This is a genomic window from Acidovorax sp. 100, from assembly GCF_003688355.1.
In the GTDB taxonomy this organism is placed as follows: Bacteria; Pseudomonadota; Gammaproteobacteria; order Burkholderiales; family Burkholderiaceae_C; genus Acidovorax; species Acidovorax delafieldii.
The window spans coordinates 2,146,992-2,166,182 of the sequence record NZ_REFD01000001.1 but is presented as its reverse complement, the minus strand read 5'-3'; the positions used below and the strand labels follow the sequence as shown (position 1 = coordinate 2,166,182).

13 protein-coding genes are annotated in these 19,191 nt (G+C 66.4%); 4 read left to right on the top strand and 9 right to left on the bottom strand.

Going from position 1 to position 19,191, the window contains the following annotated elements; all coding sequences use genetic code 11:
* Positions 1-9 precede the first annotated feature (9 nt).
* Positions 10-2,025, bottom strand: a complete 2,016-nt coding sequence (locus tag C8C96_RS10025) for a beta-propeller domain-containing protein (RefSeq protein WP_158605751.1) — start codon at positions 2,023-2,025, stop codon at positions 10-12.
* Between the two features lie 180 nt (positions 2,026-2,205).
* Here C8C96_RS10025 and C8C96_RS10020 point away from each other — a divergent pair, with 180 nt between their 5' ends.
* Complete coding sequence (locus C8C96_RS10020; protein WP_056066629.1) at positions 2,206-3,033, top strand: DUF6502 family protein; 828 nt, start codon at positions 2,206-2,208, stop codon at positions 3,031-3,033.
* Positions 3,017-3,559 (top strand): hypothetical protein, encoded by a 543-nt coding sequence (locus tag C8C96_RS10015; RefSeq protein WP_147455660.1) that lies wholly within the window; start codon positions 3,017-3,019, stop codon positions 3,557-3,559. The genes C8C96_RS10020 and C8C96_RS10015 overlap by 17 nt, the downstream gene beginning before the upstream one ends.
* Before the next feature lie 96 nt (positions 3,560-3,655).
* Here the strand turns inward: C8C96_RS10015 and C8C96_RS10010 are convergent, their stop codons facing one another.
* Positions 3,656-4,018 (bottom strand): MliC family protein, encoded by a 363-nt coding sequence (locus C8C96_RS10010; RefSeq protein ID WP_056066623.1) that lies wholly within the window; start codon positions 4,016-4,018, stop codon positions 3,656-3,658.
* A gap of 674 nt (positions 4,019-4,692) precedes the next feature.
* Between C8C96_RS10010 and C8C96_RS10005 the strand changes: the two genes are divergently transcribed.
* A complete protein-coding gene (locus C8C96_RS10005) occupies positions 4,693-5,871 on the top strand; it encodes a nitrate/nitrite transporter (protein WP_121942217.1) in 1,179 nt (392 codons plus the stop codon).
* Here C8C96_RS10005 and C8C96_RS10000 read toward each other — a convergent pair.
* Positions 5,843-6,325 (bottom strand): hypothetical protein, encoded by a 483-nt coding sequence (locus C8C96_RS10000; RefSeq protein ID WP_121942216.1) that lies wholly within the window; start codon positions 6,323-6,325, stop codon positions 5,843-5,845. The genes C8C96_RS10005 and C8C96_RS10000 overlap by 29 nt on opposite strands.
* A 93-nt stretch (positions 6,326-6,418) precedes the next feature.
* Between C8C96_RS10000 and C8C96_RS09995 the strand changes: the two genes are divergently transcribed.
* A complete protein-coding gene (locus C8C96_RS09995) occupies positions 6,419-6,805 on the top strand; it encodes a MerR family transcriptional regulator (RefSeq protein ID WP_121942215.1) in 387 nt (128 codons plus the stop codon).
* Positions 6,806-6,903: 98 nt separating this feature from the next.
* Here C8C96_RS09995 and C8C96_RS09990 read toward each other — a convergent pair whose 3' ends face one another.
* From C8C96_RS09990 to C8C96_RS09965, 6 genes are all read right to left on the bottom strand, one after another.
* On the bottom strand, positions 6,904-8,535 hold the full coding sequence (locus C8C96_RS09990) for a SpoVR family protein (protein ID WP_121942214.1): 1,632 nt from the start codon (positions 8,533-8,535) through the stop codon (positions 6,904-6,906).
* Positions 8,532-9,800, bottom strand: coding sequence for a YeaH/YhbH family protein (locus tag C8C96_RS09985; protein ID WP_121942213.1), 1,269 nt, complete (start codon positions 9,798-9,800; stop codon positions 8,532-8,534). Before C8C96_RS09985 ends, C8C96_RS09990 begins: the two co-directional genes overlap by 4 nt.
* A gap of 47 nt (positions 9,801-9,847) precedes the next feature.
* Entirely contained in the window at positions 9,848-11,770 is a 1,923-nt protein-coding gene (locus C8C96_RS09980) for a PrkA family serine protein kinase (protein WP_015015409.1), read from the bottom strand.
* Positions 11,771-12,087: 317 nt separating this feature from the next.
* Positions 12,088-13,299: an FAD-dependent monooxygenase gene (locus C8C96_RS09975; protein WP_121942212.1), complete on the bottom strand. Its 1,212-nt coding sequence runs from the start codon at positions 13,297-13,299 to the stop codon at positions 12,088-12,090.
* 49 nt (positions 13,300-13,348) lie between these two features.
* Positions 13,349-15,862 carry a bifunctional diguanylate cyclase/phosphodiesterase gene (locus C8C96_RS09970; RefSeq protein WP_099730986.1) on the bottom strand — a complete coding sequence of 838 codons (2,514 nt, stop codon included), beginning with the start codon at positions 15,860-15,862 and terminating at the stop codon, positions 13,349-13,351.
* On the bottom strand, positions 15,859-19,191 hold the full coding sequence (locus C8C96_RS09965; protein ID WP_233584205.1) for an EAL domain-containing protein: 3,333 nt from the start codon (positions 19,189-19,191) through the stop codon (positions 15,859-15,861). Before C8C96_RS09965 ends, C8C96_RS09970 begins: the two co-directional genes overlap by 4 nt.

The window sequence follows — 19,191 nt, the reverse complement described above, 5'->3', positions numbered from 1 at the left end:
GGCGGCGTTTCAGTCCCCGGCCCTGGTGAACACCTGCCCGCCCGAGAGCTGGTAGGCCACGTTGTCCACCTGCAGGCTGCGCTCGTTGGCAATGTCAAAGCGGCTGTACAGCCCGGGCGTATCGCCGTTCAAGATGGCGGTAGACACCACCATGGAGCGCTGGGCCAGCGCGCCGGTGGTGGTGTTCACCTCCAGCCGCAGGGCGCCCTGGTAGCCCCGCACGGGTGGTGGCGTGCCTACGCCCGTGGGCGCTTGGTAAACGCGTGCAGGGAACGCTATGCGCACCTTGCCCTCCACCGCCTGCAGGTTGAGCACGGGGCGGGTGCTGTCGAGCGTGGTGATACTGCCCCGGCCGCCCGCCGTCTGCGCGGCCAGCCGCTTGCCCTGCGCTGCATTGCGCACATCGAACACCGCGAGCTGGATGCCATCGGCAACGCCGCCCAGGGCGCTGTCCTTGCCCACGCCCAGCAGCAGTCCGTTCGGAAGCGGAACCAGGTGGTCGGCATAGCCGCCCGCAGCCAGCTCGCCTGCCACCGTAGGGTTCGCAGGGTTGGCAAGGTCCAGCACCCACACGGGTTCGGTGTTGGTAAAGGGTGTGGCATAGGCCCGGGCGCCTGCAAAGAACAGGTTGTCGATCTGCTGGTCGCCCCGCGCCGTGCGCAGCCGAATGGGCAGCTTGGCCTGCGGGCCCAGATAGCTGTCCCGACCGCTGTCGCGCAGCACGGTCAGCAGCGCGGGGGAGGCCTGCTGGGCCTGGATGGTCACCGGCGGCATGCCGCTCTGGCCCGTCTTGCCGGTGAAGGTCAGCACGCGCAGATCGTTCTGGTATTCGTTCAGGCGCGATGGCAGGCGGCGCAGGTCCCAGCCCAGGTGGCCGTCCACGCTGCCCGATGCGTCGTAGTCCACCTGCGCGCCCCGGAAGCTGAACTTGTGGATGTCGGTGCGGCTGTCGGCGGGGAACACAGCGTTGGCAACGTCACCGCCATAGCGGTACTGCCGCGAGCTGGCGACATACACGCTGCGCGCGCCCAGGTGCACCGCTTCGCTGCCGCCCGCAAAGCAGCGGCTGGTGCGCGCCAGACTGGACGAGGTGAGGTCGATGGCCGTGATGGACGTGAGCTGCAGCGACAGCGAGGCATTGCCCGTCTGCACCAGGCAGTCTGCCTCGTTGACCAGCGGCTGCGGCTGGCCGCCATCCACGCGCAGGGTGGGGATCAGCGCGGCGGTGTTGAGGTCCTTAAGTGCCGCGTCCACCGCCGATGCCGTGGCCCCTGCCGGCACGGTGAAGCGCGTAAGGTCGGGCGACCAGGTGGTGACCAGGTACAGCATGTTGCCAATCAGGCGGCTGCCGACCAGCAGGCCATCGATGCGCATCTGCTTGAGCTGCGCGGGCGCCATGTCCTTGTGGATGGCAAACAGGTCCAGCGACAGCGTGCGACTGTACTCCGGCAACACGGTGATGCTGGCGTCGGCCGCAGCCACCACGGGCTGGCGGTCGGCATACGGGTCTTGCTGCGACAGCACGGCAGCGCGCGTACCACCGCCCGCCACATAAAAGCCCTGGGGGATGTACTTGGCGTCCAGCGTGGCGCTGCCCACGCTGGTCAGGCTGCCGTCGGCCGCGCGGGCCATGGCGGCCAGGCGCGGCGGCTCGCGGCCAGTGTCGGTGGCATAGGCGCGGTGCAGGCCGTACACCATGTTGCCCTCGGCCTTGATGAGGCCGTCTTCCTCCACCACAGTACCCGCCAGTGGCGCGCCGGTGTGGGTGACCACGCTGCCCGCGCTGCTCAAGCCCCCCACGGTGGGCACGGTGATGGCCGTACCCGGATAGCCCAGCGCCACCCGCTGCGCAATCTTGGCCTTGAAGTAGGCCACCAGATCGCCGGAGCGCGCCACCTGCAGCCGCGCCTCGTTGGGGGTCTGCGGATTGCCGCCCTCCCCGCCACCGCAGCCCGCCACGAATGCAGCGGTGGCCACGGCCAGCCATGCGGGCGACGCATGGGATATGCCCGCCAATGTGTTCATCAACCCTCGGTTCTTCATGTGATTGTTCTCCCTGTGAATGCGTATACCCACGGCGCGGCGTCGGCTTCGGCCCACACCCCATCGCAGATAAGTGGGATAATATCCCACATAATTTCAAACCGTCAACCAGATGACAATCACAGCCTGACCCTGACACCCGCCGCGCCTCGGCCTTCTTTCATGCCCTCCCGCTCCGCCATCGTTCTGGCCTCTGCCCTGCACGTGCTGCGCCCTCTGGCGCGCCTGCTGCTGCGCAATGGCGTGGCCTACCCCGCGTTTGCCGCGGCCATGAAGAAAGTGTTTCTGGACGCTGCGCACGACGAGCTGCAGCGCACAGGCAAGAAGACGACCGACAGCGCGGTGAGCCTGATGTCGGGCGTGCACCGGCGCGATGTGCGCAACCTCGGCCGTCTGGCCGAGCCCGCTGCTGAGGAAGAAGCGGGCGAAACCCCGTTGAACATGGCCAGCCAGGTGGCCGCGCGCTGGCTGAGCCAGACGGATTGCCTGGACGACGAGGGCCAGCCCCGCCCCCTGCCCCGCAGCGGCGAGCCTCCGCACTTCGATGGCCTGGTGGCCAGCATCAGCAGCGATGTGCGGCCCCGCGCGGTGCTCGACGAACTGGTCCGCCTGGGCATCGCCGAGGAAGGTGAGGATGGACTCATCCGCCTGCTGGCCGCCGGCTTTGTGCCGCGCCAGGGCTTTGCCGAGATGGCACAGCTGATGCAGGACAACCTGCACGACCATTTGGCGGCGGCCAGTCTCAACCTGGAGGGCGAGCACAACTACCTGGAGCAGGCCGTGTTTGTGGACCAGCTCAGCGAAGAATCAGCCCACCGCCTGCACGTCGTGGCCGCCAAGGCCTGGCGCCAAGCCTTCAAGACCGTGATGACCGAGGCCCAGGCCCGCTACGACCACGACCAGCAAAACACCCCGCCCGGCGAGCGCAACCGGCGCGCCCGCTTTGGCAGCTACTTCTATGCCGCAGACCAAGATGAACGTCCTTCCTGAACTCTGGGCCCGGGTGGGCCGGATGGCCCTGCTCACGGCCCGACGGCTGGTGGCTGTCACCACCCTGCTGGTGCTGGCCGCCTGCGGTCCCGGCACCGGTGGCACGGGCACCGGCCCGATCAACGGAGCGGTTTATTTTTCGGGCGCGGGCTTCACGGTGGGCGCCCCCTGCGCTCTGCATTGCGGTGGTACGGATCTGCTGTTGGAAAACGAGCGGGTGGAACTCAACATCACCTGCCAGCGCTTTGTGTTCACCGGCCCGTGGGAGATCAATGCACAGGGCCTGGCACTCTTGAAGGGCACCCTGGAAACCACGGAATTTCCCAACGGGGGTGAAGCCCAAACCCGCACTGTGGCCGCCGAGATGCAACTGCAGTTCAGCGACACCCGCGCCGACAGCAGCCGCGAGGTGGTCGTTACCGTGCGGGACGCACAGGGCAACCTGCTGGTCGCCCCCCGCACGCTGGAGCAGCGCCCTGCTTCTGCAGCAGCCGCCCCCGGGTCCTGCACGCCCGAGGCGCGCTGAAACGACACAGGGCCTGTGCAGACAGGCTGCACAGGCCCTGAAAAAACCAGAAACCCGAACCAGCCCCGAACAGGCCGGTGACAAAGAGGGGTGAGGTTACTGGACGCCCGCCACCATCATGCCGCGGTTGCTGCGGCACCAGATCGGTGCCAGGTGTCCAATCTGGATCGTCAGCTCATTGCCCTTGCCCAGCACCGTGGTGGGGCCGTTGCTGTAGGCGTAGCCGCTGTCGGCAGCCTGCTTGGGCAGCTCCACCGTCCAGCCGCTGCGGCGCATCACGCTGCGGCCTTGCTCGGGGTAGAACTGCATCTCCACTTTTTCACCGTTGCCGCAGGCGTATTGCATGCTGCTGCCATCGGTCGGTGCGCTGAACGCCTGCATCGCGGGGGGCTGGCTTGCGCAGCCCGACAACAAGAGGGTAGCCAACGCACCCGAACCCAGCAAAACCATCGTCTTCATCGGTCACTCCTGACATCGCGGCGCCGCCTGACGGCGCCCGACAACTTCCATCCAACGGCTTGTGGCCACCGGCCACCAGGACCCATTCAAAGCCCCGTGGTGATCACCCAAGCACAAACCTTGCCACTCACCACTGCCTGCACCATCCTGATTGCGAGAGACCGAAACCTGCGATTCCAGAGCCGTGACCAACACCCGGTGCAGCGCATGGACACAAGAGTGCCCCAGGCCCCCGGCACCGTCATTGGGGTGATCCCCACATCGAGAGCCTCCTCTAAAGTCTGCCCGCGCCCTGTGGCGCCCTCATGACGGCCCCAGCCACCTGCAGACGGGGCAGGATTGGAAGCACCGAGGAGTCCAATCCGCGGTAGAAACATCCGATTACAAGCACCCACACCCCAAAATCCGCAGCATCCGACGCGTTTGGTCGGTTATGGATGGGAGGGACTGGGACATACCCTAGGAGCCTGCCTGTACGGCAGCTCCGCCCACCGGGCCGGCTCCCCGCCGTCCATGGGTGACAGCAGCGCCCGTGCTCAGCGGATAACCTCGCGGGGCCCAGTCGCCGGCAGAGAACCCCTCTCGACCGCCACGGGCATCCGCTCTGGAGACTTGCCCCCGTGCCCACCCCCTTGCCAGCCCCCCCTCTCCTCGCCCCCCGCACTGCCTGGGCCATGCTGCTGGCGCTGGTGGCGGGCTTTGCACTGAGCCAAGCGTTTCGCACCATCACGGCCATCATGGCGACGGGCTTGCGGGCCGAGTTCGGTCTGTCGGCGCAGGCGTTGGGGGTGTTTGCCGGGGCGTTTGCGTTTGCCTTTGGCACCATGCAGCTGTTCATGGGCATTGGCATCGACCTGTATGGCGTGCGGCGCACGCTGCTGGTGGCGTTTCCGCTGACCATTGCGGGCGCGGTGCTGTCGGCACTGGCGCCGGGCTATGGCGCGGTGCTGCTGGGGCAGGTGCTGATCGGTGTGGGCTGCGCACCCGCATTTTTGGTGTGTACGGTGTTCATCGCACGCTACTTTCCCGCGTCACGGTTTGCCATGGTGTCCGGAGTGGCCATGGGGGTGGGCGGACTGGGCATGCTGTTCACCGGCACGCCACTGGCCTGGCTGGTGCAGCAGTCGTCCTGGCGCATGGGGTTTGGCGTGCTGGCGGGCCTGGCGGCGCTGGCCTGGCTGCTGATCTTCTGGAAGGTGCATGAACCCGCACGACCCATCGACGAGGCCGCTCCGCGCGAATCGATGCTGCAGGCGGTGCGCGGCTTCGGCGCGCTGTTCCTGCTGCCGCACACCGCCGGCATCATGCTGCTGGCGCTGATGACGTACGCCTCGTTCCTCACGCTGCGCGGGCTGTGGCTGGGGCCGCTGCTGATCGAGCGGCACGGCTATTCGCTGGTGGCCAGCGGCAATGTGGCCATGCTGTCGTCGCTGGTGTCACTGTTCAGTCCAGCCCTTTTTGGTCGGCTGGACCCTGGCCCCACACGGCGCAGGCGCTGGCTGCTGGGCTTTACCGCCCTGCTGGCGGCCTTGTTTGCGGCCATGGGCTTTCTGCATGCTGAATGGCTGGACGTGGGCGGCTCCGTGGCCGTGGGCCTGCTGTCCGGCTACATGGTGCTGCAGTATTCGGATGTGCGCTCGGCCTACGCCCCTGCGGTCACGGGGCGGGCCATGGCGGTGTTCACCATGGCGCTGTTCCTGGGCGTGGCGCTGATGCAGTGGGTGACGGGCGCGGCGGCCTCCATCGCCGCCGCACAGGGTGCAGACCCGTACGTGGCGGTGATGCTGACCATTGCGGCCATGCTGGTGGTGGGTGCACTGGCCTTCAGGCTGCTGCCCGCGCCCGCCCATTGACCAGCTCATTCACCCGTGCGGGGTCAGGCGGGCACAGCGCCGCGCGGGCACCTGCTACACGCCACCATTGCAGCACGCCAAACAACAACTCGAAGGCGGTGAAACCCAGCACGATGGCATTGGCGCCGTGTGCCACCGCGTAGATCTGCCAGGCCGCAAACAGAAACCGCGCCACGCCATCCAGCCGCCCCAGCAGCACCGTGGGCGCCACGATGCGCGCCACTGACCACACCACCACCACCGAGCCCAGCAGGTTGGCCAGCAGCATGTGCGTGGTGTCCAAGGGGTGCAAGGTGCCAGGCAATGCGAGCGCCTGGGCCAGCAGGTTCAGCTGGGTGTAGAGCCAGGCAAAGGTCCAGGGCAAGGCAAACGGCCAGGTGACGAGCAGGTCGTACCAGCCGCTGGCGCGCACGATGCGCAGATAACGGCCGGAAGCGAAAGCGGGGATGTGCATGACAGGAAACCTCTGTGAATGGATCAATGAGGCCCCGAGCTTCCACCTTGAAGTACGCTTCAGGGTCAAGCACTTTGTGAGGGGAACGGGATCATGCTGATCGGTGAACTGGCCACGGCCTCGGGCCTGAGCCGCGAGGCGCTGCGCTTTTATGAACAGCAGGGCCTGATTCGCGCGCGGCGCCTGGACAACGGTTACCGGGACTACCCGCCCGAGGTGGTGACGCTGGTGCAGTACATCCGCACTGCGCAGCAGCTGGGCTTTACCCTGGCGGAGATCGGCGACCGGCTGCCCGCCATCTGGGACGCCGCCGAGCCCGGCCCCACATTGGCGCAAGTGCTGGCCGCCAAGCTGCAGGAGATTGATGACCGCATTGCCGCACTGCAGGCCCTGCGCCAGACGTTGGCCGAGCGTGTGGCCACCGACTGCCCGCTGCAGGCCCGGGCGCCACGGGCCAAGGCCTCTTCGCCCGCTTTTTGAGCCAAATCGGGCGGTAGCGCTAGTACATCATGCGCTGGCAGCTATCAAAAACAGAGCAATCTTTCTTCAACCGCCGCGCAGGTGCCAGCGCAGCCCGGTCAGGTGGCTGAGGCGGGCACCTGGTGCAGCAGCACCGGGTGGTTGCCATCGGCGTCCGCACTCTCGATCTGCACCCCAAAGCCCCACAGCCGCGCCACGTGCTTGAGCACCTCCTGCGTGTCGTCGGCCAGCGGGCGGCCCTGGTACTGGGTGTGGCGCAGGGTCAGGCTGCGGTCGCCGCGCAGGTTCACGTTCCACACCTGGATGTTGGGCTCGCGCGTGCCCAGGTCGTACTGCTGCGACAGCATCTGGCGCAGGCTGCGGTAGCCGTTTTCGTCGTGGATCTCGCTGACCACCAGATCGCGCTCGCCAGCGTCGTCATGCAGCGCAAACAGGCGCATCTCGCGCATCAGGTGCGGGCTGAGGTACTGGCCGATGAAGCTCTCGTCCTTGAAGTTGCGCATGGCATGGTCGAGCGCAGGTAGCCAGGGGCTGCCTGCGATGTCGGGGAACCAGTGCCGGTCCTCCTCGGTGGGGTGCTGGCAGATGCGCTGAATGTCGCGGTACATGGCAAACCCCAGCGCGTAGGGGTTGATGCCGCTATAGGCACGGTGCCCCACGGGTGGCTGGTAGACCACGTTGGTGTGCGAGCCCAGCCATTCGATCATCACGCCATCACTCAGATACCCCTCGTCGTACAGCGTGTTGAGCAGCGTGTAGTGCCAGAACGTGGCCCAGCCTTCGTTCATGACCTGGGTCTGGCGCTGGGGGTAAAAATATTGGGCGATCTTGCGCACGATGCGCACGATCTCGCGCTGCCAGGGCTCCAGCAGGGGCGCGTTTTTTTCGATGAAGTACAGGATGTTCTCTTGCGGCTCCCTGGGGAAGCGGTCTGCCTCTTGCGCCGCACCTTCCTTGCCGGGGCGCGTGGGCAGGGTGCGCCACAGCTCGTTCACCTGCTGCTGGGCGTAGGCCTCGCGCTGCGCGCGTTCAAGCCGCTCGCGCGCCAGGTTCTTCTTGGAGGGGCGGCGGTAGCGGTCCACGCCAAAGTTGGCCAGAGCATGGCAGGAGTCGATCAGGCGCTCCACTTCGCCCGTGCCGTAGCGCTCCTCACACTGGGCCACATAGTCCTTGGCATACACCAGGTAGTCGATGATGCTGGACGCATCGGTCCACATGCGAAACAGGTAGTTGCCCTTGAAGAAGCTGTTGTGGCCATAGGCGGCATGCGCAATCACCAGCGCCTGCATGGCGGTGGTGTTCTCCTCCATCAGGTAGCTGATGCAGGGGTTGGAGTTGATGACGATCTCGTACGCCAGGCCCATGTGCCCGCGCCGGTAGCGCCGTTCGGTGGCCAGAAACTCCTTGCCGTAGCTCCAGTGCCGGTAGTTCACCGGCATGCCCACGCTGGAGTAGGCGTCCATCATCTGTTCGGCGGTGATGATCTCCAGCTGGTTGGGGTAGGTGTCAAGACCAAAGCGCTCGGCCGTGGCGGCAATGGCCGCGTGGTAGCGCTCGATCAGCTCGAACGTCCAGTCGCTCGGGTCGGGCAACGGCTCGGCCGGCCGCGCGCCTGCAGGCAGGGGCTGGCCGGGCACGGCACGGTGGCGGCGCTCGCCCACGGCAGCGGCCTTCCAGGGGTTGTCGCTGAGGCGGCGCTCCAGCACGGGGTACTGCACAACGTTGTTCATGCGGCCACCCCCTCTTTCTTGAAGAGATCGCGGAACACCGGGTAGATGTCACCGGGTGCGGAGACCTTGCGCATCGCAAAGTGGGAATACAGCGGCGCGAGCTGGCTGTACTCGTCCCACAGGTTCTGTTCTTCCTCGGCCACCTGCACATAGGCAAAGTAGCGCACCAGCGGCAGGATCTTGTCCACCAGCAGGTTGCGGCAGACGCCGCTGTCGTTGGTGAAGTTGTCACCATCGCTGGCCTGGGCCACGTAACTGTTCCAGTCGCCCTGCGGGTAGCGCGCACGGATGATCTGGTCCAGCAGCACCAGCGCGCTGCTCACCACCGTGCCGCCGCTTTCGGTGGAATGGAAGAACTGCTCCTCGCTCACCTCGGCCGCCTGAGTGTGGTGGCGGATGAACACGATGTCGATGGTCTCGTAGTGCCGCGTGAGGAACAGGTACAGCAGGATGAAGAACCGCTTGGCCAGGTCCTTGCGCGTCTCGTCCATGGAACCCGACACATCCATCACGCAGAACATCACCGCCTGGCTGCTGGGCACGGGCACCGGCGTGCGCGCACGAAAGCGCAGGTCGATGGGGTCGAGGTAGGGAATCTTGCCAATGCGCGCCGCGAGCGCATCGATGCGGCGCTGCAACTCAGCCACCGCCTCGCTGGTGCCGTCGTCCTGCGCCAGCAGGGCGTCCAGTTCGGCCTGCAGCGCCAGCAGCTCGCGGTGCGCCGACTTGCCCAGTGCAATGCGCCGGCCCAAAGCGCCGCGCATGGTGCGCAGCACGGCCAGGTTGTTGGGGATGCCGTCCTGGCTGTAGCCTGCGCGGCGCGACTTCCACTGAGGGTTCTCGCCAATGTGGGTGCGCAGCAGGTGCGGCAGTGCGAGGTCTTCGAAAAAGAGCTGCATGAACTCTTCCTTGGTCAGCGTGAAGGTGAAGTCGTCTTCGCCCTCGCCGCTGTCGCTGGCCTGCGAGCCGCGCCCGCCCGCCCCGCCCTGGGGCCGCTCGATGCGGTCGCCACGCACATGCTCTGCATTGCCGGGGTGCACTGTGTCGCGGATGCCGCCCTGGCCATGGTGGAATACGGGCTCGCTGATGTCCTTGCGCGGGATGGTGATGCTCTCGGCCTGCTCCATGTCGCGGATGCCGCGTTGCGAGACGGCGCGGCGCACCGCATCCGCGATCTGTTCCTTGTAGCGGCGAACAAATCGCTCGCGGTTGCCCACCGACTTGTTCTTGCCAGCGAGCCTGCGGTCGATGATTTGCAATGCCATCCGTTGCTCCCGTTCCCCATGCAGGGCCTGTGGCCCAGGCACCGACCCTAGCTACTCTTGCGCACGCGCAGGTACCACTCGCACAGCAGCCGCACCTGCTTGGGCGTGTAGCCCTTGTTCACCATGCGGGTGACGAAGTCCTCGTGCTTGCGGGCCTCTTCGGCGCTGGCCTTGGCGTTGAAGCTGATCACCGGCAGCAGCTCTTCGGTGTTGGAGAACATCTTCTTCTCGATCACCAGCCGCAGTTTTTCGTAGCTGGTCCAGCTCGGGTTCTTGCCCTGGTTGTTGGCGCGCGCCCGCAGCACAAAGTTGACGATCTCGTTACGGAAGTCCTTGGGGTTGGCGATGCCTGCGGGCTTCTCGATCTTCTCCAGCTCGGCGTTGAGCGCACTGCGGTCGAACACCTCGCCGGTGTCGGTGTCGCGGTACTCGTTGTCCTGGATCCAGTAGTCGGCGTAGGTGACGTAGCGGTCAAAGATGTTCTGGCCGTACTCGCTGTAGCTTTCCAGGTAGGCCGTCTGGATCTCCTTGCCAATGAACTCGGCATAGCGCGGCGACAGGAACTCCTTGATGTAGCCGGTGTACTTGGTCTCCAGATCGGTGGCGAACTGCTCGCGCTCGATCTGCTGCTCCAGCACATACATCAGGTGCACCGGGTTGGCGGCCACCTCGGCGCTGTCGAAGTTGAACACCTTGGACAAAATCTTGAACGCAAAGCGGGTGGAGATGCCCGTCATGCCCTCGTCCACGCCCGCGTAGTCGCGGTACTCCTGGTAGCTCTTGGCGCGCGGGTCGGTGTCCTTGAGGCTCTCGCCGTCGTACACCTGCATCTTGCTGAAGATGCTGGAGTTCTCGGGCTCCTTCAACCGCGTGAGGATCGCGAACTGGGCCATCATCTTGAGCGTACCGGGCGCACACACGGCGTTGCCCAGCGACGATTCGCGGATGAGCTTTTCGTAGATGCGGATCTCCTCGCTCACGCGCAGGCAGTACGGCACCTTGACGATGTAGATGCGGTCGAGAAACGCCTCGTTGTTCTTGTTGTTGCGAAACGCCTTCCACTCGCTTTCGTTGCTGTGGGCCAGCACCACGCCGTCAAACGGAATCGCCCCAAAACCTTCGGTGCCCTTGTAGTTGCCCTCCTGCGTGGCCGTGAGCAACGGGTGCAGCACCTTGATGGGCGCCTTGAACATTTCCACGAATTCGAGCAGCCCCTGGTTGGCCAGACACAAGCCGCCGCTGTAGCTGTAGGCGTCGGTGTCGTCCTGCGCAAAGGTTTCGAGCTTGCGGATGTCCACCTTGCCCACCAGGCTGGAGATGTCCTGGTTGTTCTCGTCGCCCGGCTCGGTCTTGGCAATGCCCACCTGCTTGAGCACGCTGGGGTAGCGCTTGACCACACGGAACTGGCGGATGTCGCCGCCGTACTCTTCCAGCCGCTTCACCGCCCACGGCGACAGCACACGCTGCAGGTAGCGGCGCGGAATGCCGAACTGCTCCTCCAGCACCGGGCCGTCTTCTGCGGCGTCGAACAGCCCCAGCGGTGATTCGTTGACCGGCGAGCCCTTGAGCGCATAGAACGGCACCTTCTGCATCAGCGCCTTGAGGCGCTCTGCAATGGAGCTTTTGCCACCGCCCACAGGGCCCAGCAGGTAGAGGATCTGCTTGCGCTCCTCCAGCCCCTGCGCGGCATGGCGGAAGAAGCTCACCACCTGCTCGATGGACTCCTCCATGCCATAGAACTCGGTGAATGCGGGGTAACGCTTGATGACCTTGTTGGCAAAGAGCCGCGACAGGCGCGGGTCGTTGCGCGTGTCCACCATCTCGGGCTCGCCAATCGCTGCCAGCATGCGCTGGGCCGATGTGGCATAGGCCATGGGGTCACGCTTGCACTCGGCGAGGTACTCGTCGATCGACATTTCCTCTTCGCGGCTACGGGCATAGCGCGCGGCGAAGTTGCTGATGGCATCCATACGACCTCCTGTAGCGGCACCCCTGGCGGGCTCAGGTGGTACCACGGTGTTGCATTGGCAATCGCTACCGGCTTGGCTCTTTGTAGCACCACGACCTGCGCTTGAACAGCAAATTCGCGGGCGTGTGGCCGGCCTTTTTGTGGCATTGCACACACAGGGATAGAGCGTGGCACACTGCGCAAAGTTCACCCTGCAAAACGCGCTCGCGGGTTGCACCGGATAGGGAATGTCCTGACAACTGGAATGTCCGGTTGATACCGCATGCATGGGCCATGCGCCAACGGCTTATCCGCAGTGCGCCTCCCGCACGCCAACCGTCACAACGAACTGGCGCTGGAGCCGTCGCCCCGGTACAACCAGGGCACATCCAGCAGGCGCTCGCCCAGCAGGCGCAGCGACAGGTCGCGCCCCCAGCGCACCGGCCCCGTGGCGTGGAAGATGCGGCCATTGCGCGTCGACCGGGCCTGCACCCGCGCGTTGCGCTGCCAGCGGTTGAGCGCATAGCGGCGCAGACGCAGCGGCACATCGAGGTCGTGCATGGCCAAAGCACGCTGCAACTCGGCCGCGTCTTCAATCGCCATGCCCGCGCCCTGGGCCAGGTACGGCCGCATGGGGTGCGCGGCATCGCCCAGCAGGCCCACCAGGCCTTGTGCCATCTCGTCGGCGCTGCGCACCGGCGGGCGGTCACACAAGGGCCACAGGCGCCAGCCCGCCCCACCTGCGGCACTCACGCTGCGCACCACGTCCTGCAGCGCGGTGCAGGTGCCTTGCAGTGCGTGCTCCAGGCCTGCGGCATTGGCGGCGTGGTCCCAGCTCTCCAGGTCTTGCGGTGCGGGCCCTTGCACAATGACCACCAGGTTTTGCAGTTCGCCCCGACGCACGGGGTACTGCACCGCGTGCAGGCGTGGGCCCAGCCAGGCGGTGACCTGCGCCGTGCGCAAGGCGTCGGGCAGCGCATGCTGCGGCACCAGCGCGCGGTAGGCCAGGTGCCCCGTCACGCGTGGCGGTACCGCGCCCAGAAGCTGGGTGCGCGTGCGGCTCCACAGGCCATCGGCACCAATCAGGGCATCGCCCTCAACCTGCTTGCCCCGGCTGGTGCGCACGGTGACCACGCCGTCGGCATCGGCAAAGCTGTCGATCGCATGCTCCAGATGCCATTGCGTGTCGGTGTACTTGGTCACGGCGGACAGCAACAGGCCATGCAGGTCCGCTCGGTGAATGGTGGCGTAGGCCGCGCCATAGCGCTCCACCGCCGTGGGACCCAGGGGCAACACGGCCAGCTCTTGGCCGCTAACGGCGTTGCGCACCTGCAACCGGCTGGGGAAGGCAGCCACCGCCTGCAGCGGCTGCTGCAGACCCCAGGCCTGCAAGCGGCGCACGACGTTGGGCCCGATCTGCACGCCCGCACCCACTTCGCTGAACGCGGCAGCGCGCTCGTACAGCCGCACCTCCCACCCGGCCCGGGACGCGCCCAACGCAGCAGCCAAGCCGCCAATGCCGCCACCGGCGACCAACACCTGTTTTTTCATGGCGCGATTGTGAACTGCGCGCGCCGGCGGACCTTTGCCTTAGCGCAGGTCATAGCGCAGGCCGTAGCGCACGCTCCAGCACTTCGGCGGGCATGGGCCGGCCAAACAGGTAGCCCTGAAAGGCCTTGCAGCCGTAGCGCTGCAAGAACTCCAGCTGGCCCGTGGTCTCCACGCCCTCAGCCACCACCGCCAGGTCCAGGCTGTCGGCCAGGGCCAGGATGGTGCGCACAATGGCGGCGTCGTTGGGATCGGTCTGCAGGTCGCGCACAAAGCCCTGGTCGATCTTGAGCTGGTCGAGCGGCAAGCGCTTGAGGTAGCTCAGGCTGGAATAGCCGGTGCCAAAGTCGTCCAGCGAGAAGCCTACGCCATAGCGGCGCAGATGCTCCATGCGCGCAATCACATCTTCGACATCGGCCATCAAGAGGCTCTCGGTGAGTTCGAGCTTGAGGCGCTCCGGGTTGGCGCCCGTGGCATCGAGCACGCCCAGCACTTGCTCCACAAAGTCGGGCTGGCGGAACTGCCGCACGCTCACGTTCACCGACAGGAAGAACTGTCGCGTGAGCGAGCTGCGCTGCCAAGCCACCAGCTGTGCACAGGCCGTCTCCATCACCCATTGCCCCAACGGCAGGATGAGTCCGGTCTGCTCCGCCAGCGGTATGAATTCGGCGGGTGAGACCATGCCCCGTCGTGGGTGGCGCCAGCGCACCAGGGCCTCGGCGCCCTGCAGGCGGCCCTTGCCGTCCACCACCGGCTGGTAGTACAGCACCAGCTCCTTGTCTTGCAGGCCGCGGCGCAGGTCGGCCTCCAGGGCCGAGCGGTTGCTCACGGCCGCTTGCATGTCGGGGTCGAAGAAGCGCTGGGTGTTGCGCCCCGCCGCCTTGGCCTGGTACATGGCCAGGTCGGCATGTTTGAGCAGCTCATCTACGCTCACGGTCTGCTGGCCAAACAGCGCGATGCCTATGCTGGGTGTGCTGTGGTGGCTGGCATCGCCCAGCGCATAGGGCTTGCCCAGCGTGGTGATGATGTGGCTGGCCACCAGCGCAGCCTCGGCGCTTGCGTGGGCGGGGTCGGGGCTGAGGCCCTCCACCAGCACCACGAACTCGTCGCCACCAAAACGGGCCACGGTGTCGGACTCCCGAACGCAGCCCTTCAGGCGCTGCGCCACCTGCAGCAGCAATTGGTCGCCGGTGTCATGGCCCAGCGTGTCGTTGAGGTCCTTGAAGTTGTCGAGGTCAATGAACAGCAGCGCGCCCTGGGTGTCGGAGCGCGCAACCGCCAGCGTGGCGTGTTGCAGCCGGTCCACCAGCAAGCGGCGGTTGGGCAGACCGGTCAGCGAGTCATAGAACGCCAGGCGTTCGATCTGGCTCTCGACCTGCTTGCGTTCGGTGATGTCGCGGCCCACACCCCGGTAGCCACGCAGCGCGCCATTGGCATCAAACACAGGCACGCCGCTGACCGAGATCCAGTGCATGCTGCCGTCCGCTCGCCGGCGTTGCAGCTCCAGGTCACGGAACGGCTGGTGCGCGGCCAGCACCGCGCGGTGCGCAGCCCAGTCGGCATCGGTCATATTCAGGGCGCCGATCTCCCAGCGCGTGCGCCCCATCACGTCCGACAGCGGGATGCCGTTCACGCTCAGATCGCCCGCCAGTTGCACAAAGCGGCCCTCGGCATCGTGCTCCCAGTACCAGTCGGACGACAGGTCGCTCAGGGACCGAAAGCGCGCCTCGCTCTCGCGCAGCTCGTTCTCCACACGCACGTAGTCGCTCACATCGGCAAACGTACGCACCAGGCTGCCATCGGCCAGCGTGGTGGTGCGGACCTCGAACGTACGGCCATCGCGTGTGGTGCGCCAGTACAGCGCCGGGGCAGCAGCGACAGCACCCTGTGCCACGTAGTCGTGTCCGCGACGGTCCACCAGGCTATAGCCCTCGCCAAAGTCACCGCGCTCGGCCTGCACGCGCGTCAGGTCAGCCAGCGTGGGGCGGGTGGCCATCAGCGACTCGGGCAAGTTCAGCAGCTCCAGCACGCGCTCGTTGTAGACGGTGATGCGGCCATCGGGCCCGGTCTTGAAGATGCCCTGGCTCATGCTGGCCAGCGTGGCCTGCAGGGCCGAGCGCTGCTCCTGCAGCATGGTCAGAGCCTCTTGCCAGATGCGAGCATCCACCATGCGCACGGGCTGGCCCTGCCCCTTGGCGCCTTGCACCAGCGCCACCAGGCGGTTGAGCAGCTCGCTCAGGTGCGCTACGCCATCGGCCTCGCGCAGCACATAGTCGCCCAGCCCGCAGCGAAAGGCGCGCGCAGCCAGGGCCTCTTGCGCTGCATCGATGCACATCAGCACAGGGCGGCCAGCGCACAGCTCCAGCAGGCCGGGCAGTTCCTGGTCGGTGGGCTTGAGGCACAGCACCACGGCATCCCAGGCCTGGCTTGCGAGGGGAGCCTTGGCGGTTTCTGGCGTGGGGCTGTTGACCACCCGCCAGTCGGGGTAACGCGTTGCCATGAGCCGCCGCGCGGCCGCCGCATGCTGGGTATCAATGTCCACCCACAGGATGCCCACACCGTTCATGGCTGCGGCTCCTGCGGTGCGGGCAGAGCGGTCGGCAGCGAGGGGGCCCAATGGCCCGGCAGATGCTCACGCTCGAACAACTCGACGGGCCCAGGCCTTCCAAACAGATACCCCTGGAACCCCTCGCACCCGTGCAGCCTCAGGAACGACAGCTGCCCCGTCGTCTCCACCCCCTCCGCCACCACCTCCAAATCCAGGCTCTTGGCCAGCGCCAGGATGGTCCGCACGATCGCCGCGTCGTTCGGGTCCGTCAGCACGTCCCGCACGAAGCTCTGGTCGATCTTCACCTGGTCCAGCGGCAGGCGCTTGAGGTAGGACAGGGACGAGTAGCCGGTGCCAAAGTCATCGAGCGCAAACCCCACGCCTTCGCTCTTGAGCTGCACCATGCGCGCGATGGTGTCTTCGATGTCGCCCAGCAGCAGGCTTTCGGTGAGTTCGAGCTTGAGTTGCCGGGGGTCTGCGTTGTGGTTCTTCAAGGTTTGCAGCACTTCGGCCACGAAGCCGGGTTGCCGGAATTGGCGGGCGCTGACGTTGACGGAGATGGACAGGTGGGCGGTGTCTGGGTGCTGGCTCCAGCGCTGCAGTTGTTCGCAGGCGGTCTGGAGCACGTATTGGCCCAGGGGGAGGATGAGGCCGGTCTGTTCTGCCAGGGGGATGAAGTCGCCGGGGCTGATCATGCCGCGCTGGGGGTGGCGCCAGCGCACCAGGGCTTCTGCGCCCAGCAGACGGGCGTGGTGGTCCACGACGGGCTGGTAGTGCACGAGCAATTCGCCCCGGGCCAGGCCCTGGCGCAGGTCGGCTTCGAGGTTGGAGCGGGCGTTGACGGCCGCCTGCATGTCGGGGTCGAAGAAGCGCTGGGTGTTGCGTCCTGCGGCTTTGGCCTGGTACATGGCCAGGTCGGCGCGCTTGAGGAGTTCGTCCACGGTGAGGCGTTCGTCGCCAAAGAGGGTGATGCCGATGCTGGGGGTGCTGTAGTGCTGGGCGCCGTCCAGGTCAAAGGGCTGGTTCAGGCTGGCCAGGAGTTTTTCGGCAACGGTTTCTGCCTGGGTGGCGGCGTTTTGCAGGTCGGGGGCCAGGGCTTCGAGCATGACAACGAATTCGTCTCCGCCGAAGCGGGCCACGGTGTCGGCTTCGCGCACGCTGCCCACCAGGCGGGCGGCGACCTGGGCCAGGAGCTGGTCGCCCATGTCGTGGCCCAGGGTGTCGTTGAGGTCTTTGAAGTTATCGAGGTCGATGAACAGCAGGGCCCCGAGGTTCCTGGTGCGCTGGCAGGCGGCGATGGAGCGTTGCAGGCGGTCCAGCAGCAGCCGGCGGTTGGGCAGACCCGTGAGCGCGTCGTAGAACGCCAGGCGTTCGATCTCCTGTTCGGCGCGTTTGCGGTCTGTGATGTCGCGGCACACGCCCAGGATGCCTGTCACGCGCCCATGCAGGTCGCGGATGGGCGTCTTGATGGTCTCGAACTGGCCCTGGTAGCCGTCTTCGGCGAAGGTGAGCGTCTCCTCATACACCAGCGGCTGCCAGGCCTGCATGGCGCGCTGGTCGTACTTGCGAAAGCGCTCTGCGTCGGCAGGCGCTACCAGGTCAAAGTCGCTGCAGCCCACGATCTGGTTCTCCGGACGGCCGGCAAAACGCTCGAACACCGGGTTGACCGACAGGTACACCCCGTTGGTGTCTTTCATGAACACCATGTCCGGCATGGCGTTGACCACGCTGGCCAGATGCGCCTTCTGCTGGGCGAGTTCCTGTTCGATGCGCTTGAGGGCGGTCAAATCGTAGGCGAACAGCACCACGGCAGCCACCCCCTGCTCCGTCACGCTTTCGGGCGCAATGGTGGTGTGGCGAAACTGTGTGCCGTCGGGGCCGTCAATGCGGTTTTCAAACACCGCTGTCTCGCCCGCAAAGGCTTTTTCAAGATGCGGGTGGATGCGCGCGAACACTTCGGGCGGGATCACATCCTGCAGCAGCTGCCCTTCCAGCTCCTGGGGCGTGGTGTACAGCCAGCGTGCCTGCTGTTCATTGACGTACAGCACGCGCAAGTCCCGATCAATCCGCGACACACCACCCGGCACATGGCGCAGCGTGTTGGCCATCCGAGCCTGCTGGGCGTGGGCGGCCTCTTCGGCCTGGTGGTGGGCGGTGATGTCGGTCTGCACGCCGTCCCACAACACCCGGCCATCCTGCAGTCGGCGTGGCGACGAACTCAGGTGCATCCAGCGCACCTGGCCGTCGGTGCGTCGCAGCCGAAACACCGCCTCCAGACTGGTCATGGACAGGTAGGACTGGCGCTCTGCCTGCCGCAGGCGATCTATGTCTTCCGGGAGGATCTGGCGGTACAGCACGCGTGGGTCCTGCAGCACGTCTTCGACGCGTACCCCATTCAGCCGTTCGATGGCGTCGCCCATGTGCACAAAATGCACCCGGCCATCCAGCTCGCGCACGATCTGGAACAACACGCTGTGCGGCAGGTTGCGCCCCAGCAATGACAGACGCCCCTCGCTCTCGCGCAACCGGCTCTCGGCCTCCTGGATGCGTGCGAACGGGCGGCGGATGCCTGCATCAAACACCGCCTGGTACAGCAGCGCATACGCCACCACCCGAAAGCCATGGGACAGCACTCCACCCAGCATCGAATGCCCGCCCAGCGCGCCCACCGTGACCTCGCCGCACACGAACGCTCCGGCCGCCCAGGCAAACAGGCGTTCACGCGGTGCCTCTTCGCTGCGGCTGCGGCGATGCAACACCACGGCGCTGGCGGCCAGGGCCAGGGCGAGCCCCACGGCCACCACCTGGCGCAAGGCACCGTCTGCAGCATGGGCAAACCAGTGGGGCAGCGGCCCCAGCGACGACCCTGCCAGCACCAGCGTGACACCCCCCGCCGCTGCCAGCCAGGCGCGGGCCGGCCCGGGGGCCGACAAGCGCGTGGCGGTGAGCCCCAAGGTCAGGGCCTCGGCCACACGCGCCCAACTGCTCAGCCACAACGACATGTCGGCACTGCCCGGCGGCATGTGCACAGGGCCGGAGTGCACCAGCACCCCGTGAAGAAAATTGCAGGCCGCCGCTACGCCAAAACCCACCACCAGGACATTGGCGCGCGCCTGCTCCTGCGCCTCCAGGGCGTGCAGGGACACCGACACCACCAGCAGTCCCAGCAGCACCGCCACCAGCTCCAGCAACGGTTCCAGACCGTGCTGGGCGCCCGCCCCATCCCCCAGCATCTGCGCCAGCGGCACCACGACCAGCGCCAGCACTGCCACCACCAGCACCACTGTGATGGCGGGCGCATCCGACCAGGGCATGCGCGCTGTCGGAGAGCTGTTGGGAGGTGGCAT